The following is a 21,565-nucleotide window of genomic DNA, read 5'->3' on the forward strand; positions in this document are numbered from 1 at the left end:
CGGTGGGTGTGCTCGGCCGGGCGAGTTGTGCGGCGGTCCGCTTCCCCGGAGTCGGCGTGGCGGATGGACAGCGGGCCTCGTCTCAGAGGCCGTACGCCTCCAGGAGCCGCAGCCAGACCTCGCTCACCGTCGGGAAGGCGGGCACGGCGTGCCGCAGACGCTCGAGCGGGACCTCGCCCACGATGGCGACGGTGGCCGTGTGGATGAGTTCGGTCGCCATGGGCCCGGTGAGCGTGCAGCCGACGACGATTCCCCGGCTCTCGTCGACGACGAGCTTGGCGTGGCCGCGGTAGTCGTCGGCGTGGAGCGCTGCCCCGGCGACATCGTCGATGCGGTACTCCACCGCGCGTACCGCGAGACCCGCTTCGCGTGCCGCGCGTTCCGTGAGGCCGACGCTCGCGACCTCGGGAAAGGTGAAGACGGCCTGCGGAACGGCCACGTGGTCGGCCTCCGCGCTCCACGCCTGCCTGCCGCCGGTGACGGCCGGGCGGCCCGCGGCTCGCTCGGCGATCGCCTCGGCGCAGGCGCGCCCCTGGTACTTGGCCATGTGGGTCAGCGGCGCGCGGTGGTTCACGTCGCCGACGGCGTAGAGCCAGTCGCCGTCGAGCGCGGTGACACGGCAGGTGTCGTCGACCGGGAGCCAGTCACCGGCCGGCAGTCCGACGGAGTCCAGGCCGAGGTCCGCGGTGCGCGGGCGCCGACCGACGGCGACGAGGACCTCGTCGCAGACAAAAGTGGCGCCGTCGTCGGTGTCCACGGTCACGGTACGGGTGCTCTCATCACGGGAGACCCTGGTGGCCGAGACCCCGAAGCGGAGCGTGACGCCCAGACCGGTCAGCCCCCAGGTGACCTCTTCGCCGGCACACGGCTCCCAGCCCGTCAGCAAGGCCTGGTCGCGGACGAGGAGGGTGACGGAGGAACCGAGCGAGCGCCACGCAGTGGCCATCTCGCAGGCCACCACTCCCCCGCCGATGACGACGAGCCGCTCGGGCACCGCCTCGGCCGTGGTGGCCTGCCGGTTGGTCCACACACCGATCCTGTCGACCCCCTCGACCGGCGGCAGCACGGGTTCCGTGCCGGTGCTCAGCACGACCGCCCGCCGGGCCCGCAGAGTCCGGACCGTGTCGTCGGCCCCGGTCACATCCACCCGGCGCTCTCCGGCGAGCCGTCCGTGCCCCCGTACGAGAGCTATGCCGGCGCCGTTGAGCCAGTCGGCCTGGCCGGTGTCGTCACCGCGACCGGTGAAACGGTCTCGGCGGGCCAGGACGTGCGCCGGGTCGAGTGCCACCGTGACCGCCTGCCGGGACCCGTCGACCGACCGCGCGGCCGCTCGGGCAGCCCCGGGACGCAGCAGGGCCTTGCTGGGCACGCACGCACGGTAGGAGCACTCCCCGCCGACCGCCTCGGCCTCTACGACAACGGCGGTCAGTCCCGACCGGACGGCCCGGTCGGCGACGACCTCGCCACCCGGCCCGCCGCCGACCACGACGACGTCGTACGTGTCGTCCATCAGCCGCGCACCAAAGGGGTGTCCACGAGGTGCTCGGCCAGGAACCACACCTGCGCCTCGCCGGTGCGGATGACGTCGGAGACGAGCAGGTCTGCGCTGCCCTCGTCGCCCTCCGCGGAGAGCCGGGCGGCGGCGTCCCGTGCGTCGATCAGGATCCGCTCGTGCGCGTCGAGGAGCCGCGACAGCATGACGGGGACCTCCTCGACTCCGTCGGGCGGTCGGGGAACACTCGTCAGCTCCGCGACGTGACGCGGGTCCGAGACGGCGACGCCGCCGAGGCTCTGGACCCGCTCTGCCAGCGCGTCCACGATGGCCAGTTGGGCCTCCGCGTGCTTGTCCAGCATGAGGTGGAGCGAGTAGAAGGTCGCCCCACGCATGAGCCAGTGGTGCTTCTTGTAGAGGGAGTAAAGGATCTGCGTATCGGCGAGGACACGGTTCAGCCGCTGGCAGGCGTACATGCGGGTGTCGTGGCCGAGGCCGATCGGCAGCTGCTTGAGCGTGCCGAACGCCTGGGTCTCGGTGCCCTTCTGATGCAGCAGCGGCTGACCGCCGCGCGGGGGTGTGGCGGTGGGTTCGGTGCTGGGTGCGGTGATCGCGGTTTCCATCGAGTACTCCATGGTCGGAAAAGAGGTGCGAGGGCCCGGCCGCCCCGGCGGGGACACAAGGCGGCCGGGCCCGGTCTTGGTGGCTCGCGCTCAGCGTTCGCCGGGGGCGGCGGTCAGCGGCGCCGCCGGGGCCGGCCGGTGCAGGACGAGCCGGGTGAGCAACCCGCTGCCGAGACCGGCCACGAGCGCGAGGGCCGCCCACCACAGCGGGTAGGGCGTGAGGCCGAGGGCCGCGTCGAGAGACCAGGCGCCGGGTCCGGTGGCGGCGAGGGCGGCGGCGGTGCCGATGAGGACGAGCGGGTACTCGTATCCGTCGTTCTGCACCCAGAGGCCGTGGCGCCATTTCACCGTGAGGGCGACCGTCATGACCCCGATGGCCCCGGTCGCGGCGAGCGGGGTCAGAAAGCCGGCGGCGAGCAACAGGCCCGATCCGATCTGGCCCCCGCCTGCCGCCAGTGCGGTGAGGGCTCCACCGCGGAAGCCGTCGGCGCGGAACTCCTCGGTGCCTCCCTCGAGTCCCCTGCCGCCCAGGTGTGAGCTGATCTTCTGCACCCCATGGCAGGCCACGAGCAGTCCCACCAGCAGACGCAGGATCAGAATGCCGGTGTCCACGGACGTCAGCCGGCGGCGTGCGCGCCGATGACGCTCTGCGCGTACACGACACCCAGACCGTACGCGCCCGCGTGGGCCTTGACGATCTCCATGACCGCGCCGTACGTCTCCTGACGCGCCCAGTCGCGCTGCAGCTCGAGGAGGACCTGGACCCAGGTCACCGGGACCGCGCCGGCGGCCACCATCCGCTGGAGCGCGTGCTCGTGGGCAGCCGGGCTGACGCCGCCGGAAGCGTCGGAGACGACGTACACCTCGTACCCCTGCTCCAGCGCCGAGAGCGCGGGCAGCACCAGGCAGACCTCGGTCCACAGACCCGACAGGATGATCTTCTTGCGCCCGGTCGCCTTGACCGCCGCCACGAGCGCCTCGTCCTCCCAGGCGTTCATGGTGGTGCGGTCGATGACCTCGTGCTTGGGGAACACCTCGGCGAGCTGCGGCAGCAGAGGTCCGGAGAACGACTCGGCAGCGACCGTGGTCAGGACAGCCGGCACGTCGAAGGCCCGAGCCGCCTTGGCAAGACCCACAGTGCTGTTGATGATCGCGGCACGATCGCCGCTGCCCGTACCGAAGAACATCTGCGGCTGGTGGTCGACGAAAAGCATGACCGCGTTGTCGGGCGTGAGCAGGTCCGCGCTCGGGGAGGCCTGCACCTTGGCGATGTCGAACATGAGGGGTCCTTTCGGATCAATCGGTAACGCGCCCGCCACCTCGGCGGCTCGGCACCTCCGAAACTACGACCGATCCGACAGACCGCCTTTGCTCCCTGTGCCCAGGAGTTGGCACGACAGCGCACTACCGGTCAGGTGCTGTATCAAGAGGAGCCGTCCCGCCCGCCCGGCAGTCCTTCGCTGGTGACGAAGTAGAAGACCGGGAGGAGGACGAACACCGCGATCGCCAGCAACGGTGCGACGAACACCCCGAGAAGCCCGGCAATGGTGTAGGCGAGGGCTCCGGCCCACGAGCGAAGCCGTCCATGCCGTACGTACGTGTCCTCCACGTCAGGGGCGAGCAACTCGGGTCGTCGGGCCATCTGTTGATAGAAGGCCACCCAGCTCAGGCACATCGCTGCGGCGAGACCGGCATAGAGAGCAACGGCCACCCGCGCGTCGGAGTCCGTGACGTCGGCCTGCAGTGCGTCCGCGACCACCGCTGTGGGGAAGGAGAGTGCCGCCGTGGTGAGCAGGAGAAACAGGTTGGCAGCATGCAGTCCGCGGTCCATGGCCCTGATGCGGACGAAGGCCTGGTGGTGGTTGAGCCAGATCACCGCGACATAGCCGAAGGACGCCAGGTAGCCGAGGTAGGCAGGCCATTGAGCCAGCAAAGCCCGGCCGAGGCCGCCCGGCTTGTGCGGCGGATCAGCGAGATTGAGGACCAGAAGCGTGACGGCGATGGCGAACACCCCGTCACTGAAGGCCTCAGCCCGTGTGGTCTCGGAACGAGAGAACTTGCGAGGATGGGTACGGGACAAGCCTGCTCCTGAAGTACTTGACTCATGTCGGATGGGGGCGATTTCCGTCGCGGCGCATCCTCGAGAACTCGGTCCGTCCGACAGTTCTTGGGTCAACGCCGGTGTGCTCCGTCGGTCGGTCTGACCGTGGGCCCGCTAGCGGGTCCGACCCTTCTCCGGCCTCTGAGTTGCGCCAGCCGCCTGCAGCGGTGACGGGTCACAGTATCGGTGCCGCCTTCTTCCTCAGGTCCGCCGAGAAGAGTGCGGTGCGCTCCCGGACAAGAAGAGTGCGCGGGTGGAGAAGTCTGCCCCTCCGTTGCGCCGGACGACACGCCGGGCGAAGCTCTTCCGCTGGGGCTGCCATGTACTCGGCCTCGGACTTCTCATTGGCCGTTGATCCAGTGAGAGCGCGGTTCACCTCCCCGCGATCACTGCCCGGTAGTGAGAGCGTCTTTGAGGAAGGCACCGCCTTGGCGGATGGCGGCCTCGGTGGGCGGACTGTCGCGTAGAGCGTTCAAAGACGCGAAGTCGTGGACTGTTCCGAGGTAGCGGACGGCGGTCACGGCCACACCTGCTTGCTGTAGCTGACGCGCGTACTGTTCCCCCTCGTCCCGAACGACGTCGGCCTCGGCTGTGACGACCAGGGCGGGGGGCAGGCCCGCAAGCTCGGCGGTTGTTGCCCGTAGCGGGGAGGCCGTGGCTTCAGCGAGTTCTCGATCGTCGTCCGTGTACTGCTGCCAGTACCAGTCCAGGGCCTTGGTGGTCAGGAGGTAGCCGGACCCGAAGTGTTTCCGCGAGGCGGTGTCGCAGTGTGGGGCGGTCATCGGGTAGTAGAGCAGTTGTGCGCGCATGCGAGGGCCGCCGCGTTGCTTGGCCATCATGGTGAGCGCGGTGGCCATGGTGGCGCCCGCACAGTCGCCGGCCACCGCCAGCCTCCGACTGTCCAGTGCGAGGTCTGAGGCATTGTCGGTCAGCCAGGTGATTACGGCGTACAACTCCTCGAGCGCTACTGGGTACCGGGCCTCGGGAGTGCGCGTGTACTCGGGAACCACGAACACGGCTTCGCTGGCGGTCACGAGTTCGCAGATCATCCGGGTGTGGGTCTGCGCGTCACCGAGCATCCACCTGCCCCCGTGGACATAAAGGACCACGGGGAGCGGGCCGCTCCGCGCTGCGGGACGGAAGGTCCAGAAGCCGACCAGTCCGGAGGGGCCGACAGGCACCACCCAGAACTCGGCGTCCACCGCGAAGTCGTCAAACAGGTGCCCCTGGGCTTCCAGAAGTGCCTCCCGGCCGTCGACCGGGCCGAGCTGATGCAGGTGTGGCGGGTCCGCCGAGGCGTCGACCAACCGTTGGACGACGGGGTCGAGGACCACGGCGGGGCGATGGGGACGACCGCCTCCGCCGGTGACGGGCTGGTACTCCACAAGCCTCACCTCTGATTCCTCGTAGCGATCGGAACTTTATCCGCCGGTCGGCTTGCCATCATTCACAGGACACCGACGACGTCGCGGAGTTGGTGGCGGCTGCTGACGCCGAGCTTCGGATACACCTGGTAGAGATGCGAGCCGATCGTGCGGGGGGACAGCTTGAGCTTCTCCCCGATCTCCTTGTTGCCCAGGCCCTGCGCCGCCAGCCGTACGATCTGCTGCTGCTGGGCAGTCAGTTCCGACAGCGGATCGGGCCGGTCGGACGGCGCGGCGACGCCGCTCGCCCGAAGCTCGGCCCGCGCCTCGTCGGCCAGGGCGGCGGCACCGAGCCGGGAGAAAGCCTCCATTGCCGAGGCCAGGAGCGGGCGGGCGTCCAGCGGGCGCCGTCGTCTGCGCAGCCACTGGGCGTAGTGAAGCCGAGCCTGCGCACGGGCGAGCGGCCACTGGTCACCGGCCGGGTTGACCAGCGCCAGGCGGAAGTGGTGCTCTGCCTGCGTCGGGTCGCCGACCAGCGCGGTGGCATGGTGCAGGAGCAGCATCATTCGGGTTGTCGGATGCGGTCCCAGCGCCTGGCGTACCGCCGCGACGACAGGCTCGACTTCCTCCTGCTGTCCGGTCCGCTGGGCGACGGCGGCGAGGTCGGCGATGGAGCCGTGAGAGAGGAAGTAGTGCAGGGGGGTGCCGTCCTGGTGAAACAGTCGCCGGAAGTGGCGCAGTGCCCCGTCGTAGTCGCCCGCGGCTGCCGCGGCGGTGCCTGCCGCGCGCAACAGCCGTGCGTGGGTGGCAGTGTTCTCCTCCAGGTTGACAGCTGTCCAGGCTGGGTCCGTCAAGATCCCGGCATCGGCGGAGCGGCCGCGCAGGGCTTGCAGCGTCACTCGTAGGGCTTCGATGTCGACTTCGATGTGCTTCATTTTCTGGACGGCCGCCAGGGTTGCTGCCTCGTCCAGCAGTTCGTCGGCCTCTGCCCACCGCCCGACATCGATCAGGGCTGAGCCCATTGCCGAGAGGGCGATTGCGCCCGTTCCGATGGCTCCGTAAGAGCGGAGCATGGCGAACGCCCGCCGGAAGGTATCCACGCACAGGTCGGACTCGTCGGCCCACCAGGCAACCGCGCCCACCGTCTGCAATCGGATCAGCTCTGCGATGCCGGTCAGCGGCTCCAGCAAGCTCGGCCGCCGGGTTCGGCTCAACAGGGCAGGGGCGTTCCTGATCGGATCCGCCTCGCAGAGGATGACTGCCCGCAATGCGTTGACGGCCTCGTCCGCAACCAGCTCAGAGTAGGGCGTACTGACGGCGCTGGTCTCGATTGCTTCGAGGAGGGGAACCAGCGGGCGCCTGACCTCGGACAGGCCTGACTGGAAGGCGACCGCACCGATCACGGCGGTTACCGCGAGCGTTGTCCTGGAATCCTGCGGCAGGTCCGGTTCCAGGGCGCCCATCAGGAGCTGGAACGCTTCCCGCTGATGGCCGGACATGGAAAGGGCCAGACCGGCCCCGTTCGCCGCGACGCCAAGCAGGTCGCGGTCCTTGGTCAGTGCGGTGACCTTGGCGTAAAGCTCGCGTACCCAGAATGTATCGCCCGCGTTGTTGGCGGCTCTCAGCGCCTTGGCGTATCGGCGGGCCCGATCCTCCGGAGCGGGACTGCACTCGGCGGATCGTTCCAGGGCCCGTGCGGCCGCGTAGAATCCGCCACGCTGTTCGACGAGTTCTGCGGTGTCCTCCAGGGTCGCCGCCACGGATTCATCCTGGCCGATGCAGGCCGCGGCCAAGTGCCAGGCCTGGCGCGCTGGATCGTCCTGATGCACGGCCGCGAGGTCGATGTGCGCTCGCTGGCGCAGGTGCGCCGGGGCGCCCTGGTAGGCGCCCGCGCGCACGAGCGGGTGCCGGAAACCCACCTGGCGGCCTGCGATCGTGATCAGCCCAGCGTCCTCCGCGGGCGCCCATACCGACAGGTCCGTGCCTCCTCCCGCTGCGGACATAATGGTTTGCAGGTCCTCTTGGTCCGAGGAAGCCGCTGCGTAGAGCACCATCCGTTGGGTGATGGCCGGCAGCGCGCGCAACTGGGCGGAGAACATCTCCTGGATCCGCTGGGTCTGGGGCAGTGCGCCGTCGGCCAGACCAAGAGGGCTGCCCGATCGCACGGAACGGCACAGTTCGATGATGGCCAGAGGATTGCCGTCAGCCTGGCCCAGAACATCGCTCCGGGCCCTGCCGGTAGGAGAATCGGGTTGCGCGTCCAGCAGGCGGGCCGCCGCCTGGATCGTCAGCGGTCCCAGCGACAGGACTGGCAGGTGCGCGACAGCAGGGTCCGGAGGTGTCAGCCCCCTGGCCGCAAGGAGCACCGTCACCGGCTCGGCCGCGAAACGGCGCAGCACGAACCCCAGGACGTCGAGGGAGTCTCGGTCGAAGAGCTGGACGTCATCGCCGAGCATCACGACAGGTCGATGGCGCGAGGCCTCGACCAGCAGGGTGAGGACGGCGACACGCAGCAGCATCGGATCGGCGGGTCTGGTGATCGGGGCGAGGCCGAACGAGGTCTCCAGAACCTCCCGCAGATGGCCGGGGAGATCAGCGGCACGGGCAAGGAGCGGAAGCAGCAACTGGTGCAGGGCTGCGAACGACTGCTCCGACTCCCCCTCACAGCCCTGAGACCTCAGAACATACGCTCCGGTCACCCGCGCGTGCTCGGCAGCGACCTCGAGCAACGACGTCTTGCCGCTCCCCGCCTCGCCGATGATGAGCAGTGCTCGCGGGGTGCTGCGACCGTGCTCGATCGCGTCCAGGATCCGGCCGACCTCCGATTCCCGGCCCGCCAGCCCAGTCACGGGCTCCGGCCGGCCCATCGTGCTGCGCCTAGTGCCCATGCTGCGCCCCAGTCGAAAGCAGTCGGGGAAAGGGCACACAGGAAGGACCGGTCAGATCGTTCATGGTGTGGATCCCTCGTTCTGTCAGCATCCGAAATGCGATGCGCTCCCGGCCCCGCCGGCCAGAAGATAAAGCATACTATTGCCCTATTCGGGGCAACGAATGAGGACCCTTTCTGTCGAGACCGTCATAGAGGCAACAGGCAAGGCCCGAACTCCCCAGGCTGGCCACCCGATCGCTGCTTCACACTCCGGGAGGCCCTGGCCACCCCGGCATCAACCCGGTCGCGCGTCGAACCGGACCAAGCCGGCGAGAGTGGTCAAGCCAGCGCCACGCTGGAAGAGTGCCCGACTCGTCACCAGCCGCAGAGACTTTCTCCCTGCGGCTGGTGCAGTGCTCCACAGCGGTTACTCACCGCCCACCAGTTCGCTCCCCACCCCGGTGACGCGGTCTGAGGAAGGTGAGGGTGAGGAGAGGGGCGGGGATGGTCAGCCCGGCTCGGGTGAGGACGGCCAGGGTGCCGGCAAGTCCGGCCATGAGCAGGGGGCACGACCAGGACCGGGCGGCGGTCCAGGCCGCCGGCCAGGACGCCTACGGGCAAGGGAGACGAGCAACACCGGCAACAGCATCTCGGCGTCCTGGTCAGCGGTGACGCGCCTACCGCCGGTGGTGGTGAAGCGTACGGCGTCGCCGGCCGCCAGCGGGCCGCTGCTCGCCAGGACTATCGCGCCCTTGGCCACGAACAGGTGCAGGGTGCGTGGGGCAGTTCGATGCTCTGTCTGAGGCTGAGCCTGGCGACCTGCAGGGCGGTGAAGCGGTTGGCGTATGACTTCGTGTCGCTGTCCTCCTTGCGCGACAGCCCGCCGACGCGGGTGGCATTGCGGCAGGGCGGCGCCTCCCTGCGAAGGCTGCTCGCCTGGACGCAGCGCAACCGTCTCAGGGCATGACGTACGGACCAGTCGACCGACTGATGCACACGCCCCGGTCGCCCGGCAGGCTGAGGCACAGACAGATCCGATCTGCAGTCCGGCCCCTGACCAGCGGGATTCACTCCGGCAGCGCAGGCAGGCGATTCTCGTACGGATCTTCAACCAAGCGCCCACGACGCCCAAGGAGAAAGTCCGTGCCCAATGTTGTCTCCACCGAGCCGCTGTCAGTTGCTGACCGGGCGGAGCGCTGGCATGAAGTGGTTTCCGGCACCTTCATGCCGATGGATGTGGATCTGCTGGAGAAGGAGCCGTCGCCCGGAACAATCGTCAGCAGCCAGCTCGGCACCCTGCACATCTCCCGTGTTCAGGCGGGACCACAGGTAGTGAAGCGCAACAAGCGCCACATCTCCCGCGACGACCGTAAGTCACTGATCGTCAGCCTCCAGCAGCAGGGCACCGCGACAAAGGAGCAGGACGGGCGGGAATCCGTGATAGGGCCGGGAGAATTCTCCATCAGTGACTCGTCCCGCCTGTTCAGGATTAAACTCGAAGGAGAATTCTCTTTCACCTCCTTCCATTTCCCTCGCGAAGAACTTGACGTGCGGGACGAGGATCTGCAGGCATTGACTGCCACCGCCTTCACCAGCGAGGAGGGCAGCGCCGCACTTGTGGCGACCTTCCTTGCGCGCATGGCGCGCGAAGCTGAGGGGTTCGACGACGGTGTCGGCCGCCGGGTCGCCGCCACCGCGCTCGATCTGATGGTGCTTCTCATCGACGAGCGCCGCGGACGCTCTACTTCCGAGGGCCCGCATGTCGCCGCCGCCTCTCTTGAGCGCGTGAAGGACCACGTCATGCGCAACCTCGCTGATCCAGACCTGTCACCGTCCAGGATTGCCGAAGCGCACTTCATGTCGGTCCGCTACCTGCACAAGCTGTTTCAGCTCGAAGGCACGACCGTGGGCGGCTGGATCCGGACGCAGCGACTTGAACGGTGCCGCCGGGAACTCCTCCGGCCCATGGCCAGGGAGGTGGGGGTGGCGGCAATCGCCCAGCGCTGGGGTTTTGTGAGTCCCAGTCATTTCAGCCGGGTCTTTCGCGCGGCCTACGGTACGACGCCCCGTGAATGGCAACTCCAGGGTCGACCCGAAGCACACTGCGGGAACACCGACGGTGCACCGACGAAAAAGTGACCCATGCGGCAGCCCCTAGCGTGGTGATCAGGAAAGCATTCCCACCCCACAAGGAGCTGCAGATGTCTGATGCGACGAGTCCGGTCGAGCCCGTCCTCGAACCCGAGGCCCTGGCGTTCGCCAAGGCGACGGCGAACCCGCCGTACCTGTTCGACCTGGATCCGGTCGAGGGCCGCAAGGCCGTGGATGAGGTCCAGTCGGGTGAGGTCGAAATGCCGGTGATCGACGAGGAGTGGATCACCGTCACGGGTGGCCCCACCGGCAGTGTCCGGGCGAGGATTGTGCGGCCGACCGGATCCACCGGCCCGCTGCCGGTGATCCTCTACATCCACGGCGCTGGATGGGTCTTCGGTAACGCCCACACCCACGACCGCCTGGTCCGCGAATTGGCCGTCGGCGCCCACGCCGCGGTGGTCTTCCCCGAGTACGATCTGTCGCCCGAGGTCCGCTATCCGGTGGCCATCGAGCAGAACTACGCCGTCGCCCAGTGGATCGCTACCCAGGGGGCCGACAAGGACCTGGACGGCGCGCGACTGGCCGTGGTCGGCGACTCCGTCGGCGGCAACATGAGCGCGGCGCTGACTCTGATGGCCAAAGAGCGCGGCGACGTAGTTCTGCTCCAGCAGGTCCTGTTCTACCCGGTCACCGACGCGAGCTTCGACACCGACTCGTACCACCAGTTCGCCACCGGCTACTTCCTGCGCCGCGACGGCATGCAGTGGTTCTGGGACCAATACACCCCCAGCGAGGAGGACCGGGCGCAGATCACCGCCTCCCCGCTACGGGCCACCACCGACCAGCTCATCGGCCTGCCCCCTGCCCTGATCATCACCGGAGAGGCCGACGTCCTGCGCGACGAGGGTGAGGCATACGCCGCCAACCTCCGCACCGCAGGCGTAGCCGTGACCGCCGTCCGCGTCCAGGGCGTCATCCACGACTTCGTGATGCTCAATGCTCTACGCCCCACCCGCGGCGCCCAGACCGCCATCACTCTGGCCACCGACACCCTCCACACCGCGCTCCACCCGGCCTGACGCTGTCCGTGCCAGAAATGCATCCGCGCAGGTCAGCTCGGCCAGAACGTGACCCGTTCGCCATCCTGCGTGATCCCTGCTCATGCGCTCGTCACCCGAGGGGCCCGCGGCGCGCTCATGAGGATCTCTATCTCCTCGGCTTTGAAGGCGGCCGCTTTCCGTCGAGTTGCCGTTGCAGGAGGCTGAGTTGGTGGCGGAGCGCCAGGATCTCGGCGTCCTTCTCGCGGTCGGCCATCGGCAGCAACGTAGTGTTGCGAAGGCCTGGGTCACGGCGAGGTAGGCGAGCGAGAGGGTGATCGGCAGCATCCGGCGCGAGGCCCCCGACCATGTCCTCATCAGGAACGAGGCCCACGCCCGACAGGTCCTGGACGCCTACGCACCGCACGACAACGAACACCGCCCCCGCCGAGCCCGCAACCAACTACCGCCAGGCGCCGACCAACAGCCTGCTCCGCTTCAACAAGAACATCACTCCCGAGTCCGCCGCGCCGGAGCACTGACTCCGCGTTCAGCCCGGCAGGCCCCAGGGGCGCCGCGCCGACAGCGCGGGCACGTCCCGCGGTGCGCGACCGGTGATCCTCTTGCCGGCAGGGGTCACCAGCACCACCCCTCCCTTCGGGAGTTGGATCACAGCGCGCCCGACACCCGTCGTGCGGTACGGCAAACGGCGCCCTTGCTCGTCCCGTACGTCGATGTCCCCGCTGATCCCGTGCTCCAGGTCGAGCGGCGCGCCGGCCTCGCTGTGCACCCGTACCCATCGGGTGGCACCGTCGGCCCGGTCGGCGTCGATGAGGAAGGCGCCCTGGACGCGCAGGCCCTGGACACTGGCGTCGGGCCAGCTCGCCGACACACCAGGGAAGACCCGCACCGGCCCGGAGTGGCTCTGGATCATCATGTCGAGCACGGACTGGCCTGCGGTGAGCGGGGATTCGACGGCGAGGTTGCCGCCCTCGACGTACATGGTGTTCTCGGTCATCCGGGAGTTGCGGAACACGTTGCCATCGGTGAAGTACGTCAGCAGGTCGAGGGCCTGCTCGGGACGGCCGATCCGGGCGGCCATCGAGGACGCGGCGGCGAAGCTGTAACCCGCCCACTGCGTACGGTCCTTGACCCAGTGGTCGAAGGTGGTGTCAATCAGGGCACGGTCGGCGGGGCGCGCGTGGTCGTACTCGGCGAGCGGAAAGAGCCAGAGCATGTGCGAGAAGTGCCGGTGCGACTCGGTGAGCGGTTTGTTCGCGCCGACCATCACCCCGGTCGCGTCCTGCGGGTAGGGAGTGAGCCGGTCCAGGATCTCCTGCCAGCGGGCCGCCTTGGGGTGCGTCGTGCGCAGCAGCTTCAAGCACTGCAGGAGGGTGGTGCAACCCCAGCGCACCAGGGACAGGTCGTAGGTGCAGTCCTCGGCGTCGGCCCACTCCGGTGAGCGGGTCAGCGGCAGATGCAGGGCGCCGTCCGAACCTTCGTACAGGAAGTGGTCGTAGAAGTTCACCGCGCGGGTGAGGATCGGGTAGAGCACGTCGCGGACGATCGCCAGGTCCATGGAGTGGCGGTAGCTGAGCCAGATGTTGTGCAGCGCCCACAGCAGGTTGCCGGTGTTGTCGGTCTTGGAGGCGGTGCCGGGGACGCCGACCGTCTTTCCGCCGGTGCGCAGCATCCAGTCCGAGGGGTGCGCGAGGGCGTAGGTATCGCCGTCACGGTACTCCGCGGGGACGGAGGTGGGGAGTTCTGCCTCGAAGGCTTTGAACGTCGAGGTGACGGAGTCGAGTTCGGGATGGTTGGAGCCCTGCAGCAGCCAGCTGGCGATCTGCACGTTCAGGTTCCACCAGACGGCGGTCCAGCTGCCGCCGGTCTCCGGGTACCACGGCCCCCACTCGGACAGGGACGGCCCGTTCGCGCGGGTGGCGCTGGCGAGCTTGTACAGCTGAATCCAGTAGAAGTCCTGGATTCGCTTGTCGGGTACGGAGACGAAGCTGCGGCGGTAGTAGCGGTGCCACCAGGATCGGTGTTCGCTCAGCAGGCCCGTGACGGAGGCGGCGAGGGTGCGGTCGACCGCGGCGAGGGCGAGGCGCGTGGTGCCGCTCAGCTCCTCCGGGTGCCGGTACACGACTTGGGCGGCCAGCACCCGGCGGGTGCCGTCGCGGCGCTCGCGCCAGGCCGTGGTCCAGCCGCCGCCCGCGATCAGCGGCTGCTCGACATAGGAGGTGCCATTGGCAGTGCCGGTCGCGGGGTCCGGGTTGCCCACGTAGTCGACGGGCTTGTCCTTTGTGCGCGACGTGGTGGCGGGCATCCAGGTGAAGGACCAGGCCGCGTCCTCTTCCCCCGGGCTCGGCTCGGTGAACGCCACCAGTGCGTCACGGGAGTTGTGCACCAGGATGCTGAACGCGACGCTGCCCCGGACCGTGGTGATGGTGCCGCGCAGTTCGGCGTCGTACAGGTCGAGGGTCCAGTCGACGGCGGTGATCTCGCCCGCGAGCGTAAGGGTGAGATGGCCGATCGGCAGCCGGGAGTACCCGATGGCGGCGCGCCACTGCCCCCGCTGGTCCTGCACCTTGGTGTGGCTGAGCATCACCTGGAGGGTGTTCGCGGCGGAGCCCTTGGAGACGACGGCCCCCAGCAGCCCGTTACCGAGCAGTGCGCCGTCCTTCCAGTCGGCGGGCAACGTGCGCCAACGCAACGAGGCGTCGCGCGCGACCCGTTCATGGGGCGAGACATCGGTGGAATGTGCGCTCGCCCCCACGGTGGCGGCAGAAGCGGCCCAGGCGGAGGCGGTCTGCGGGAGAAGCGTTGCTGCGCCCACTCCGGTGGCCAGAGTGAGAGCGGCCCGCCGGGACGGGCGGGATAGTGCGGCCGAGATGTGTCTCTCGTTCATGCAAGTGACTCCCATACTCGGAGGTGAACCCGCGTCCCGGGAATGATGCAGTCAACACCCGTTAGCCACAAGGGGTCTTGAAGCAAGAGATCCGATCTTTTCGTGCGGCCGCGGACGGGAGGCCGCCGTCTTTGCAGTCCGAACAAGGTCCGATCGACCAGAGGTGGCAACGCGCCCCACTCGACGGCGCAGGCGTCATGGTTCTCGCAGTCGGAGGCCGCGTCCCGCGCGCACGAGGCGGCGGCCTCGGTCCACCGTGAGGTGCCGACGTGGTTGCGTCGGAACCCGGCACACGTGGGTCTGCGCCCCAGCTACGAGGTCCTGTCGGACACACCGCAGGCCCTGCGTCTCGCACGTCTGGCACTGGCGGGGCGTCCGGCCGTGGCCCGTTTCAGGCTCCTCGCTCCGGCCCTCCAGCCAGGCAGGAACCGGCAGCGCGTTGCGCACCACCACCCACTCCGCGTCCGTCATGTCCGACGGACACCTGCGCACCCCGTTCGGACGGTCGGCCGCATTCCCGAACCGGTGCGCGAGGCAATCACACGACGGAACAGCGGAAAGAGCACACTGCCGGCGATAACGGACGGCGCTCTCACCCCGGACTCGGGCTCCGTTCTCGTCGAGGGCAACATCCCCCGCACTGAGGTGGGTTCTCGCACCACGGTGTTCCAGGGCTTCGCGCTCATGTCGTGGGAGTTCGTCCTGCACAACGTGACGCTGAGGCTGCCCTACAGGCGGCCCGGAGACCGTCACCCTGACCGGCAGGCGCCAGTACATTCTCACCGTCATCGAACACGCCACCCGCCGCGTCCGCATCCTCGGCACCACCGCCCACCCCACCGCAGCCTGGTCGCCCAGGCCGCCCGCAACCTGGCCATGGACCTGGCGGACACCAACGCCACCGCCACGTGCCTGATCCGGGACCGGGACGCGAAGTACCCCGCCCTCTTCGACGAGATACTGAGCAACGTCGGCATCCGCGTCGTCCTCACCGGCGTCCGGATACCGCGCATGAACGCCATCATTGAACGCGGGGTCCAGACCTGCCGCCACGAACTCCTGGACCGCACCCTCACCGGAACGAGCACCACCTGCGCCACGCTCAGCCAGTTCGAGTTGCACTACAACCTCCACCCGCCTCACCAAGCGCATCAGGCAACACCCCTGAGTGCCGTCCCCGAATCGCTCACCCCTGCACAGATCTCCCACCTCGACGTACGCCGAAAAGACCGCCTCGGCGGAGTCCTCCACGAATACCAACATGCCGCCTGAACTGCGTGGATGGACTTTTCGGCAGGCGTAGAGCCATAGCCGGATGGCTCTGGTCCTCGACCAGCACGGTGCCGGGCTGCAAAGCGGGGTGGCCGGCGAAGCGCGCACCAACCAGGTCGCCGTAGTAGGGCCATTGGTACTCAGTGCACGCGGCGGAGCGGATGCCCATGAAGCCGCTGCCGTTCGCAATCCAGCGCCGCAGGGCTGCCTTCCTTCCGGGCTGAGCACTTCGCCGCTGGTGGACAGGAAGGCCACGGCACTACGGCCCGCCAGGGAGGCGTCTGTGAAGACCGCGGGGTTCTCGGAGGATTCCACCTTGAAGCCATGTTCCTCGCCCAGCTCGCGCAGAGCGGCCATAAACCGCAGAGCGGTCATCGGACTGCTTGCCGTGTAGCTCCCTCCTCGTACCGAATGAGAGCGCGCAGTCGAGCCGTCCTTCGTGGCAACCTCACAGCGAGACTGCCACGAAGGACGACGTCAGTAGTTCGGTGCCGCGCTCACCAGCCCGGCGTCCTGTGCGTGCCGATAACCCATGTCACCCGTGCTGAGATGTAGTTATCGCCACGATGTGATCACGTCGACGGTCTCCCCGGCAGCTTCGGTGCACGCTCGGTTCTCGTGACGATACGTCTGATCTACCGGCTTTGCTGCCTGCTCCTGAACTGGCTTCGGCTGCTGGCCCGCTCTTCCGCAGCGAAGGATGTCGAGATCCTGGTGCTGCGCCATCAGCTGAGCGTCCTGGAGCGCGGCATGCCGAAGCCGGGTTTCGAACTCGGCGACCGAGCCGTGATCGCCGCCTTCGTTCGCCTGCTGAGCAAACGCCAGCGGCACGGCATGAAACTCCTGGTCAGCCCGCGCACGGTCCTGCGCTGGCACGCCAGACTGGTGAAGCCGAAATGGACCTATCCGCACCTCCGGCCGGGGCGGCCACCCAAGCCCGTCGCTTCGCGGGCTCTGGTGCTGCGCCTGGCGAGAGACAACGATGGCTGGGGATACCGCAGGATCCACGGCGAACTACTCAACCTGGGCTGGACGGTTGCCGCTTCGACCGTATGGGAGATCTTGAAGCAGGCAGGGATCGATCCAGCGCCTCAGCGCGCCGACCGCTCTTGGGACCGGTTCCTCAAAGCCCAGGCAACAGGCGTCATTGGGGTCGACGTGTTTCACGTCGACACCGTCCTCCTGCGGCGCCTGTTCGTCCTTCTCTTCATCGAGCACGACACCCGCCGCGTCCACATCGCCGGCGTCACCCGACACGTCACCGCCGCGTGGGCCACCCAATGCGCCCGAAACTTCCTCATGAGCTGGGATGACGCACGCGCCGAAGGCATCGGATTCCTCATCCGGGACAACGCGGGCTACTTCACCGAGGGGTTCGACTCGGTCTTCACCGCCGTTGGCGCCCGAGTGGTGCCCATCCTGCCGGGCGTGCCCCGGATGAACGCAATCGCCGAGCGCTGGGTGGGAACATGCCGACGCGAGGCCACCGACCACATCCTGATCACGAGCGAACGACATCTGCGCCTCGTCGTCGACGAGTACGCCCACCACTACAACGATCACCGCCCCCACCGATCACTCGGACAGTGCTCTCCAAACGGTCTCCACGCACCCCCACGACCCGCCGAAGGCGAGCAGACCCGCATCATCCGGCACGACCGAGTCGGAGGGCTGATCCACGAATACATGCAGGTCGCATAGCGGGTGACACGGGTTGTCGGCACCCACAGGCCCAACCTGCTCCACCTAATTAGCGTCCTTCGATCCCGTAGAGGGCGTCCCAGACCTCTTCCGCACTGGCGAGGCTGCCTGCGGGAGTGGGCTTGATCCTCACGTCCGAGAGCAGGGGCTCTGCCCTCGAGATGTCCAGTAGGGAGAGCACGGGGGCCGGAGCTTGGCTCCTCGACCCTGAGCTCCCCCACATCGCCTCGTCAACCGCTGTCGAGACCCCGATGGCCGATGAGGCCCGGCCTACCGCTGCCCCGAGCCCTCATGCCCGATCTGCCGCCACCCCCACCAGCGCAGCGTCTCCCAACCGCGTTCAACTTCTCGATGCCGCGCACAACGACCCGGACAAGAATCGGGCATCTGGGGTCCTGGAAATAGGACATGGGCCAAGATTTCGCATGGCCCCATACCTTCGATTCCCGTTATGGTGACGCCGCTCCCAGCCCCGCACCCACCGGGAGTGAATGTGACCTGCGCGAAGAGCGGAAGCCCATACACATAAGACCCCCCGAACGACGGGGAGCCAGCGGTCACCAAAAGGACACAGATGTGAACGCGTGGGCAAGAAATCGAATATGTGGCCAGCGACCCGAGTGGGAGCAATTCGTTAAGGGGAATGGGAGGGAGCGTGCTCCCTCCCATCACTCCCAGGGAGCGGGCCCGGAAACAGAAAAAGGGCCGTTATGAAAACGGCCCTTCACCTGCGACGTTCGATACGTTCGAACTGTCGGGACGACAGGATTTGAACCTGCGACCCCTTGACCCCCAGTCAAGTGCGCTACCAAGCTGCGCCACGTCCCGGTGCTCGTCTGACCTGGGCTTTCCCCCTGGCCGAACGCGCACGGAAACCATACCGCACTTGGAGCCGTGGTCGCGCACGCCTTTCCCGACGGCCACCGGCCGGCAGGTCACCCTTGACCTCAAGTTGGCTTGAGGTTGCACGCTCCTGTCATGACAACGACAGCGGCACGTACAGCAGAGGCCTCCTACTCCTACGAAGACCTTCCGGCGCTCATGGCGCGCATGACCGGCGACGAGAAGCACGGCCCCGCGGCGACCTCCACCCTCGATGTCCTGTGGGTGCTCTACGACCAGGTACTGCGGGTGACGCCCGACGGCGTCAGGGATCCGGGGCGCGACCGGTTCCTGCTGTCGAAGGGCCACGGCCCCATGGCGTACTACGCCGTGCTCGCGGCGAAGGGCTTCGTGCCGGTGGAGTGGCTGCCTGGCTTCGGGTCGTACGACTCCCCGCTCGGGCACCACCCGGACCGGGTGCTCGTCCCCGGCGTGGAGATCGCCAGCGGATCCCTGGGGCACGGGCTGCCGATCGCCGTCGGGACCGCACTCGGACTCCGCGCACAGGGCCTCGTGGAACCGGCCGTCTGGACGCTGATCGGGGACGCCGAGCTGGACGAGGGCAGCAACCACGAAGCCATCGCCTTCGCCGGGCCCGCCGCCCTCGACCGGCTCCACACCGTCGTCGTCGACAATTCCTCGGCCAGCCACGCCCGGCCCGGCGGCATCGCCGCCCGCTTCGAGGCGGCCGGCTGGTCCGCCGCGACCGTCGACGGACGTGATCACGAGGCCCTGTACGAGGCCTTCACCGCGCCGCACCCGGGGACGCCTCGCGTGATCGTCGCCCGCGTGGAGCCCAAGAACTCCTGAGCCCCGCCCCTTCTCTCTTCTTCTGCTCTCTTCTCCTCCTCCCTGGAAGGACACCCGCGTCATGGACACCATGCGTGATCGATTCGCCCCCGTCGTCTCCCGACTGCTCGACGAGGACCCCCGCGTCGCCGTCGTCCTCGCGGAGATCGGCAGGGACCGCTTCGTCGAGGCCGAGCGCCGGCACCCGGACCGGGTGATCAACGTCGGTATCAGGGAACAACTGCTCATCGGGACGGGCGCGGGGCTCGCGCTGACCGGGCTGCGGCCCGTCATGCACACCTTCGCCAGCTTCCTGGTGGAGCGCCCCTTCGAGCAGGTGAAGCTCGACCTCGGACATCAGGACGTCGGCGGAGTCCTGGTGAGCGCCGCCGCCTCCTACGACTGGCCGTCCGGCGGCTTCACGCACATGGCTCCGGGCGACGTGGCACTGCTCGACACCCTCGACGGCTGGACAGTCCATGTGCCGGGCCATCCGGACGAGGCCGAGACCCTGCTGCGGCACGCGGTCGGCGCCGGTGACGACCGCGTGTACGTCCGCCTCTCCGTGCAGTCGAACAAGGAGGCACTCGCCGTCGACGGGGAGCGATTCCTGACCGTCCGCGAAGGCCGCAGTGGTGTCGTGGTCGCCGTCGGGCCGATGCTCGACGCGGTCCTCGCCGCCACGGAGGGCCTCGACGTGACCGTGCTCTACGCGACGACGGTGCGGCCCTTCGACGCCGACGCGCTGCGCCGTGCCGCGGGTGCGGCCGACGCCGCCGACGTGGTGATCGTCGAGCCGTATCTGGCGGGTACGTCGACGACTGCCGCCAACGACGCGCTCGCCGATCTGCCGCACCGGGTGCTGGGGCTGGGCGTGGGCCGCCGTGAGCTGCGCCGGTACGGACAGATCGAGGAGCACGTGGCCGCGCACGGCCTCGACCCCGCGTCGCTGCGGGATCGGATCAGCGGCTTCCTCGGCGCGCCGGCTCGCGGTTAGAGGAGGACTCCTCCAGGCTCCGGCCCGGCACCGGCACGGTGCTGTCCACCCGTATCAGGCCCCTGATCGCGGGTACGGAAAGCAGGGCCGCCGCCACGAGGACGGTGGTGACGCCGCCGGCGAGCAGCACGTGGCGCGTGCCGAAGACTCCGGCGGCGGGGCCCGCGAGCGCCTGGCCGACCGGTGTCATCGCGAGGGAGCCCGCGACGTCGTAGGCGTGTATGCGGTTGAGGACGTCGCGCGGGACCTGGGTCTGGATGCTGGTGGCCCACATGACGCCCCAGAACGACATGCCCGCCCCCGCCACGACGGCGCCCGCCGCCATCCACTCCACGCTGAACCCGGCACCCACGGTCGCCGGGAACAAACTGAACCCGAACAGCGCGACGGCGCCGGCGCGCAGCATCCGGCGGGGACGCAGCCGCAGGGCGCAGACGCCGCCGATGACCGTGCCGAGGCCGAGCGCCGAGTTGACCAGGCCGTAGGCACGCGGGCCGTGCTCCTGGACGACCTGCGTGGCGATGAGCGGGACGGCCGGACCCCAGGCGGCGATCATCAGCACGCACCAGATCGCGATGACTCCCCAGAGCCACGTGCGCGATCTGAACTCCCGCCAGCCCTCGACGAGATCGGCCCGGAACCCGCTGCCACGAATCGCCTCGGCGCCGGGCTGGGCCGGCGGCAGCCGAAGCAGGAGCAGACACAGGGCGCTCAGCCCGTACGTGCCCGCGTGGGCCGCGAAGACGACGCCCGGCGAGGCGAACGCGACGAGCATGCCGGCGACGGCCGGGCCCGCGAGCTGCGCCACGGACTCGGCCACCCGTATCGCGCCGTTCGCCGCCTGTACGTCGGTGGCGAGGCGCGGGACGGTGCTGGCGACGCCGGGCTGGAAGAGGGCGGCCGCCGCGCCGTTCACCGCGCCGATCACGCAGATCTCCCACAGCACCACGTGCCCGGAGAAGAACATGACCGCGGCGAGGGACTGGGTGACGAGGCGCGTGATGTCGGCGCCGATCATCAGCAGTCGCGTGCTGAACCGGTCCGCGAAGACACCGCCGAAGATGACGAGCCCCGCGAAACAGGCGACCGAGGCAGCCATCGCGAGACCGACGGCGCCCGCACCGTACCCGTGCTGGAGCAAGCCCGCGGCGAGCGCCACCGGCAGCATGGTGTCCCCCAGCTTGGCCACGGCACGCGCCGAGAAGAACAACCCGAAGTCTCGCGACCAGATACCGCCGCGCGGCCGCCTCGGCTCGCTGGGACCGGGATTCGATCCCCCAGCCGAATCCCGCGGCCGCCTCGGCTCACCGGAACCAGAGCTCGACCCCCTGGTCGAATCCCCGGCCCGATCCCGCTCCTCCCCCGACCCCCGTGGTCCTTCCTTCGACATTCCGCCCATGCCTGCCCGTACCCTCCCCGGCGGCGCGGCGGCCCCT

The 21,565-nt window shown here is 68.8% G+C and carries 17 protein-coding genes and 1 tRNA gene; 7 read left to right on the plus strand and 11 right to left on the minus strand.

From position 1 onward, the window contains the following. Positions 1-82 precede the first annotated feature (82 nt). From ACFC96_RS00305 to ACFC96_RS00335, 7 genes are all read right to left on the minus strand, one after another. Entirely contained in the window at positions 83-1,510 is a 1,428-nt protein-coding gene (locus tag ACFC96_RS00305; RefSeq protein ID WP_376609311.1) for a dihydrolipoyl dehydrogenase family protein, read from the minus strand. Next, a complete protein-coding gene (locus tag ACFC96_RS00310; RefSeq protein WP_376609313.1) occupies positions 1,510-2,115 on the minus strand; it encodes a Dps family protein in 606 nt (201 codons plus the stop codon). Before ACFC96_RS00310 ends, ACFC96_RS00305 begins: the two co-directional genes overlap by 1 nt. 90 nt (positions 2,116-2,205) lie before the next feature. After that, positions 2,206-2,727, minus strand: coding sequence for a DoxX family protein (locus ACFC96_RS00315; protein WP_376224296.1), 522 nt, complete (start codon positions 2,725-2,727; stop codon positions 2,206-2,208). A 5-nt stretch (positions 2,728-2,732) separates the two neighbouring features. Beyond that, positions 2,733-3,395: a hydrolase gene (locus ACFC96_RS00320; RefSeq protein WP_376609315.1), complete on the minus strand. Its 663-nt coding sequence runs from the start codon at positions 3,393-3,395 to the stop codon at positions 2,733-2,735. A 143-nt stretch (positions 3,396-3,538) separates the two neighbouring features. After that, positions 3,539-4,195: a TMEM175 family protein gene (locus tag ACFC96_RS00325; RefSeq protein WP_376224292.1), complete on the minus strand. Its 657-nt coding sequence runs from the start codon at positions 4,193-4,195 to the stop codon at positions 3,539-3,541. Between the two features lie 407 nt (positions 4,196-4,602). Further along, complete coding sequence (locus ACFC96_RS00330) at positions 4,603-5,601, minus strand: alpha/beta hydrolase (protein ID WP_376609883.1); 999 nt, start codon at positions 5,599-5,601, stop codon at positions 4,603-4,605. A gap of 62 nt (positions 5,602-5,663) precedes the next feature. Beyond that, the gene (locus ACFC96_RS00335) at positions 5,664-8,429 is read right to left on the minus strand and encodes an AAA family ATPase (protein ID WP_376609317.1); all 2,766 of its coding nucleotides are present in this window, start codon (positions 8,427-8,429) and stop codon (positions 5,664-5,666) included. Positions 8,430-9,592: 1,163 nt separating this feature from the next. On the opposite strand from ACFC96_RS00335, the gene ACFC96_RS00340 reads away from it, so the two are divergent. From ACFC96_RS00340 to ACFC96_RS00350, 3 genes are all read left to right on the plus strand, one after another. Further along, on the plus strand, positions 9,593-10,588 hold the full coding sequence (locus ACFC96_RS00340) for a helix-turn-helix domain-containing protein (RefSeq protein ID WP_376609319.1): 996 nt from the start codon (positions 9,593-9,595) through the stop codon (positions 10,586-10,588). Positions 10,589-10,650: 62 nt separating this feature from the next. Then, a complete protein-coding gene (locus ACFC96_RS00345) occupies positions 10,651-11,622 on the plus strand; it encodes an alpha/beta hydrolase (RefSeq protein WP_376224285.1) in 972 nt (323 codons plus the stop codon). A gap of 326 nt (positions 11,623-11,948) precedes the next feature. Further along, a complete protein-coding gene (locus ACFC96_RS00350) occupies positions 11,949-12,122 on the plus strand; it encodes a hypothetical protein (protein WP_376609321.1) in 174 nt (57 codons plus the stop codon). An 8-nt stretch (positions 12,123-12,130) separates the two neighbouring features. On the opposite strand, the gene ACFC96_RS00355 is transcribed toward ACFC96_RS00350, so the two are convergent. After that, positions 12,131-14,488, minus strand: a complete 2,358-nt coding sequence (locus tag ACFC96_RS00355) for a glycoside hydrolase family 95-like protein (protein WP_376609323.1) — start codon at positions 14,486-14,488, stop codon at positions 12,131-12,133. 876 nt (positions 14,489-15,364) lie between these two features. On the opposite strand from ACFC96_RS00355, the gene ACFC96_RS00360 reads away from it, so the two are divergent. Continuing rightward, positions 15,365-15,760: an integrase core domain-containing protein gene (locus ACFC96_RS00360; RefSeq protein ID WP_376609926.1), complete on the plus strand. Its 396-nt coding sequence runs from the start codon at positions 15,365-15,367 to the stop codon at positions 15,758-15,760. Here the strand turns inward: ACFC96_RS00360 and ACFC96_RS00365 are convergent. Further along, entirely contained in the window at positions 15,675-15,929 is a 255-nt protein-coding gene (locus ACFC96_RS00365; protein ID WP_376609325.1) for a ThuA domain-containing protein, read from the minus strand. The genes ACFC96_RS00360 and ACFC96_RS00365 overlap by 86 nt on opposite strands. Positions 15,930-16,378: 449 nt before the next feature. Between ACFC96_RS00365 and ACFC96_RS00370 the strand changes: the two genes are divergently transcribed. After that, entirely contained in the window at positions 16,379-17,461 is a 1,083-nt protein-coding gene (locus ACFC96_RS00370) for an integrase core domain-containing protein (RefSeq protein WP_376609327.1), read from the plus strand. Positions 17,462-18,215: 754 nt separating this feature from the next. Here ACFC96_RS00370 and ACFC96_RS00375 read toward each other — a convergent pair. Further along, positions 18,216-18,289, minus strand: a tRNA-Pro gene (locus ACFC96_RS00375). Between the two features lie 150 nt (positions 18,290-18,439). Between ACFC96_RS00375 and ACFC96_RS00380 the strand changes: the two genes are divergently transcribed. Further along, positions 18,440-19,153 (plus strand): transketolase, encoded by a 714-nt coding sequence (locus ACFC96_RS00380; protein ID WP_376609329.1) that lies wholly within the window; start codon positions 18,440-18,442, stop codon positions 19,151-19,153. Positions 19,154-19,214: 61 nt separating this feature from the next. Then, the gene (locus ACFC96_RS00385) at positions 19,215-20,129 is read left to right on the plus strand and encodes a transketolase family protein (RefSeq protein WP_376609331.1); all 915 of its coding nucleotides are present in this window, start codon (positions 19,215-19,217) and stop codon (positions 20,127-20,129) included. Here the strand turns inward: ACFC96_RS00385 and ACFC96_RS00390 are convergent. Next, complete coding sequence (locus ACFC96_RS00390; protein ID WP_376609885.1) at positions 20,095-21,519, minus strand: MFS transporter; 1,425 nt, start codon at positions 21,517-21,519, stop codon at positions 20,095-20,097. The two genes, ACFC96_RS00385 and ACFC96_RS00390, sit on opposite strands and share 35 nt — an antisense overlap. Positions 21,520-21,565 lie beyond the last annotated feature (46 nt).

The organism is Streptomyces sp. NPDC055955, assembly GCF_042270245.1.
Taxonomy (GTDB): domain Bacteria; phylum Actinomycetota; class Actinomycetes; order Streptomycetales; family Streptomycetaceae; genus Streptomyces.

Excerpts from the sequence above, each read along its gene's own strand:
- ACFC96_RS00305 (WP_376609311.1), bottom strand. The coding sequence starts at position 1,510 with ATGGACGACACGTACGACGTCGTCGTGGTCGGCGGCGGGCCGGGTGGC.
- ACFC96_RS00310 (WP_376609313.1), bottom strand. The coding sequence starts at position 2,115 with ATGGAAACCGCGATCACCGCACCCAGCACCGAACCCACCGCCACACCC.
- ACFC96_RS00320 (WP_376609315.1), bottom strand. The coding sequence starts at position 3,395 with ATGTTCGACATCGCCAAGGTGCAGGCCTCCCCGAGCGCGGACCTGCTC.
- ACFC96_RS00345 (WP_376224285.1), top strand. The coding sequence starts at position 10,651 with ATGTCTGATGCGACGAGTCCGGTCGAGCCCGTCCTCGAACCCGAGGCC.
- ACFC96_RS00350 (WP_376609321.1), top strand. The coding sequence starts at position 11,949 with ATGTCCTCATCAGGAACGAGGCCCACGCCCGACAGGTCCTGGACGCCT.
- ACFC96_RS00355 (WP_376609323.1), bottom strand. The coding sequence starts at position 14,488 with ATGAACGAGAGACACATCTCGGCCGCACTATCCCGCCCGTCCCGGCGG.
- ACFC96_RS00360 (WP_376609926.1), top strand. The coding sequence starts at position 15,365 with ATGGACCTGGCGGACACCAACGCCACCGCCACGTGCCTGATCCGGGAC.
- ACFC96_RS00365 (WP_376609325.1), bottom strand. The coding sequence starts at position 15,929 with ATGGGCATCCGCTCCGCCGCGTGCACTGAGTACCAATGGCCCTACTAC.
- ACFC96_RS00380 (WP_376609329.1), top strand. The coding sequence starts at position 18,440 with ATGACAACGACAGCGGCACGTACAGCAGAGGCCTCCTACTCCTACGAA.
- ACFC96_RS00385 (WP_376609331.1), top strand. The coding sequence starts at position 19,215 with ATGGACACCATGCGTGATCGATTCGCCCCCGTCGTCTCCCGACTGCTC.
- ACFC96_RS00390 (WP_376609885.1), bottom strand. The coding sequence starts at position 21,519 with ATGTCGAAGGAAGGACCACGGGGGTCGGGGGAGGAGCGGGATCGGGCC.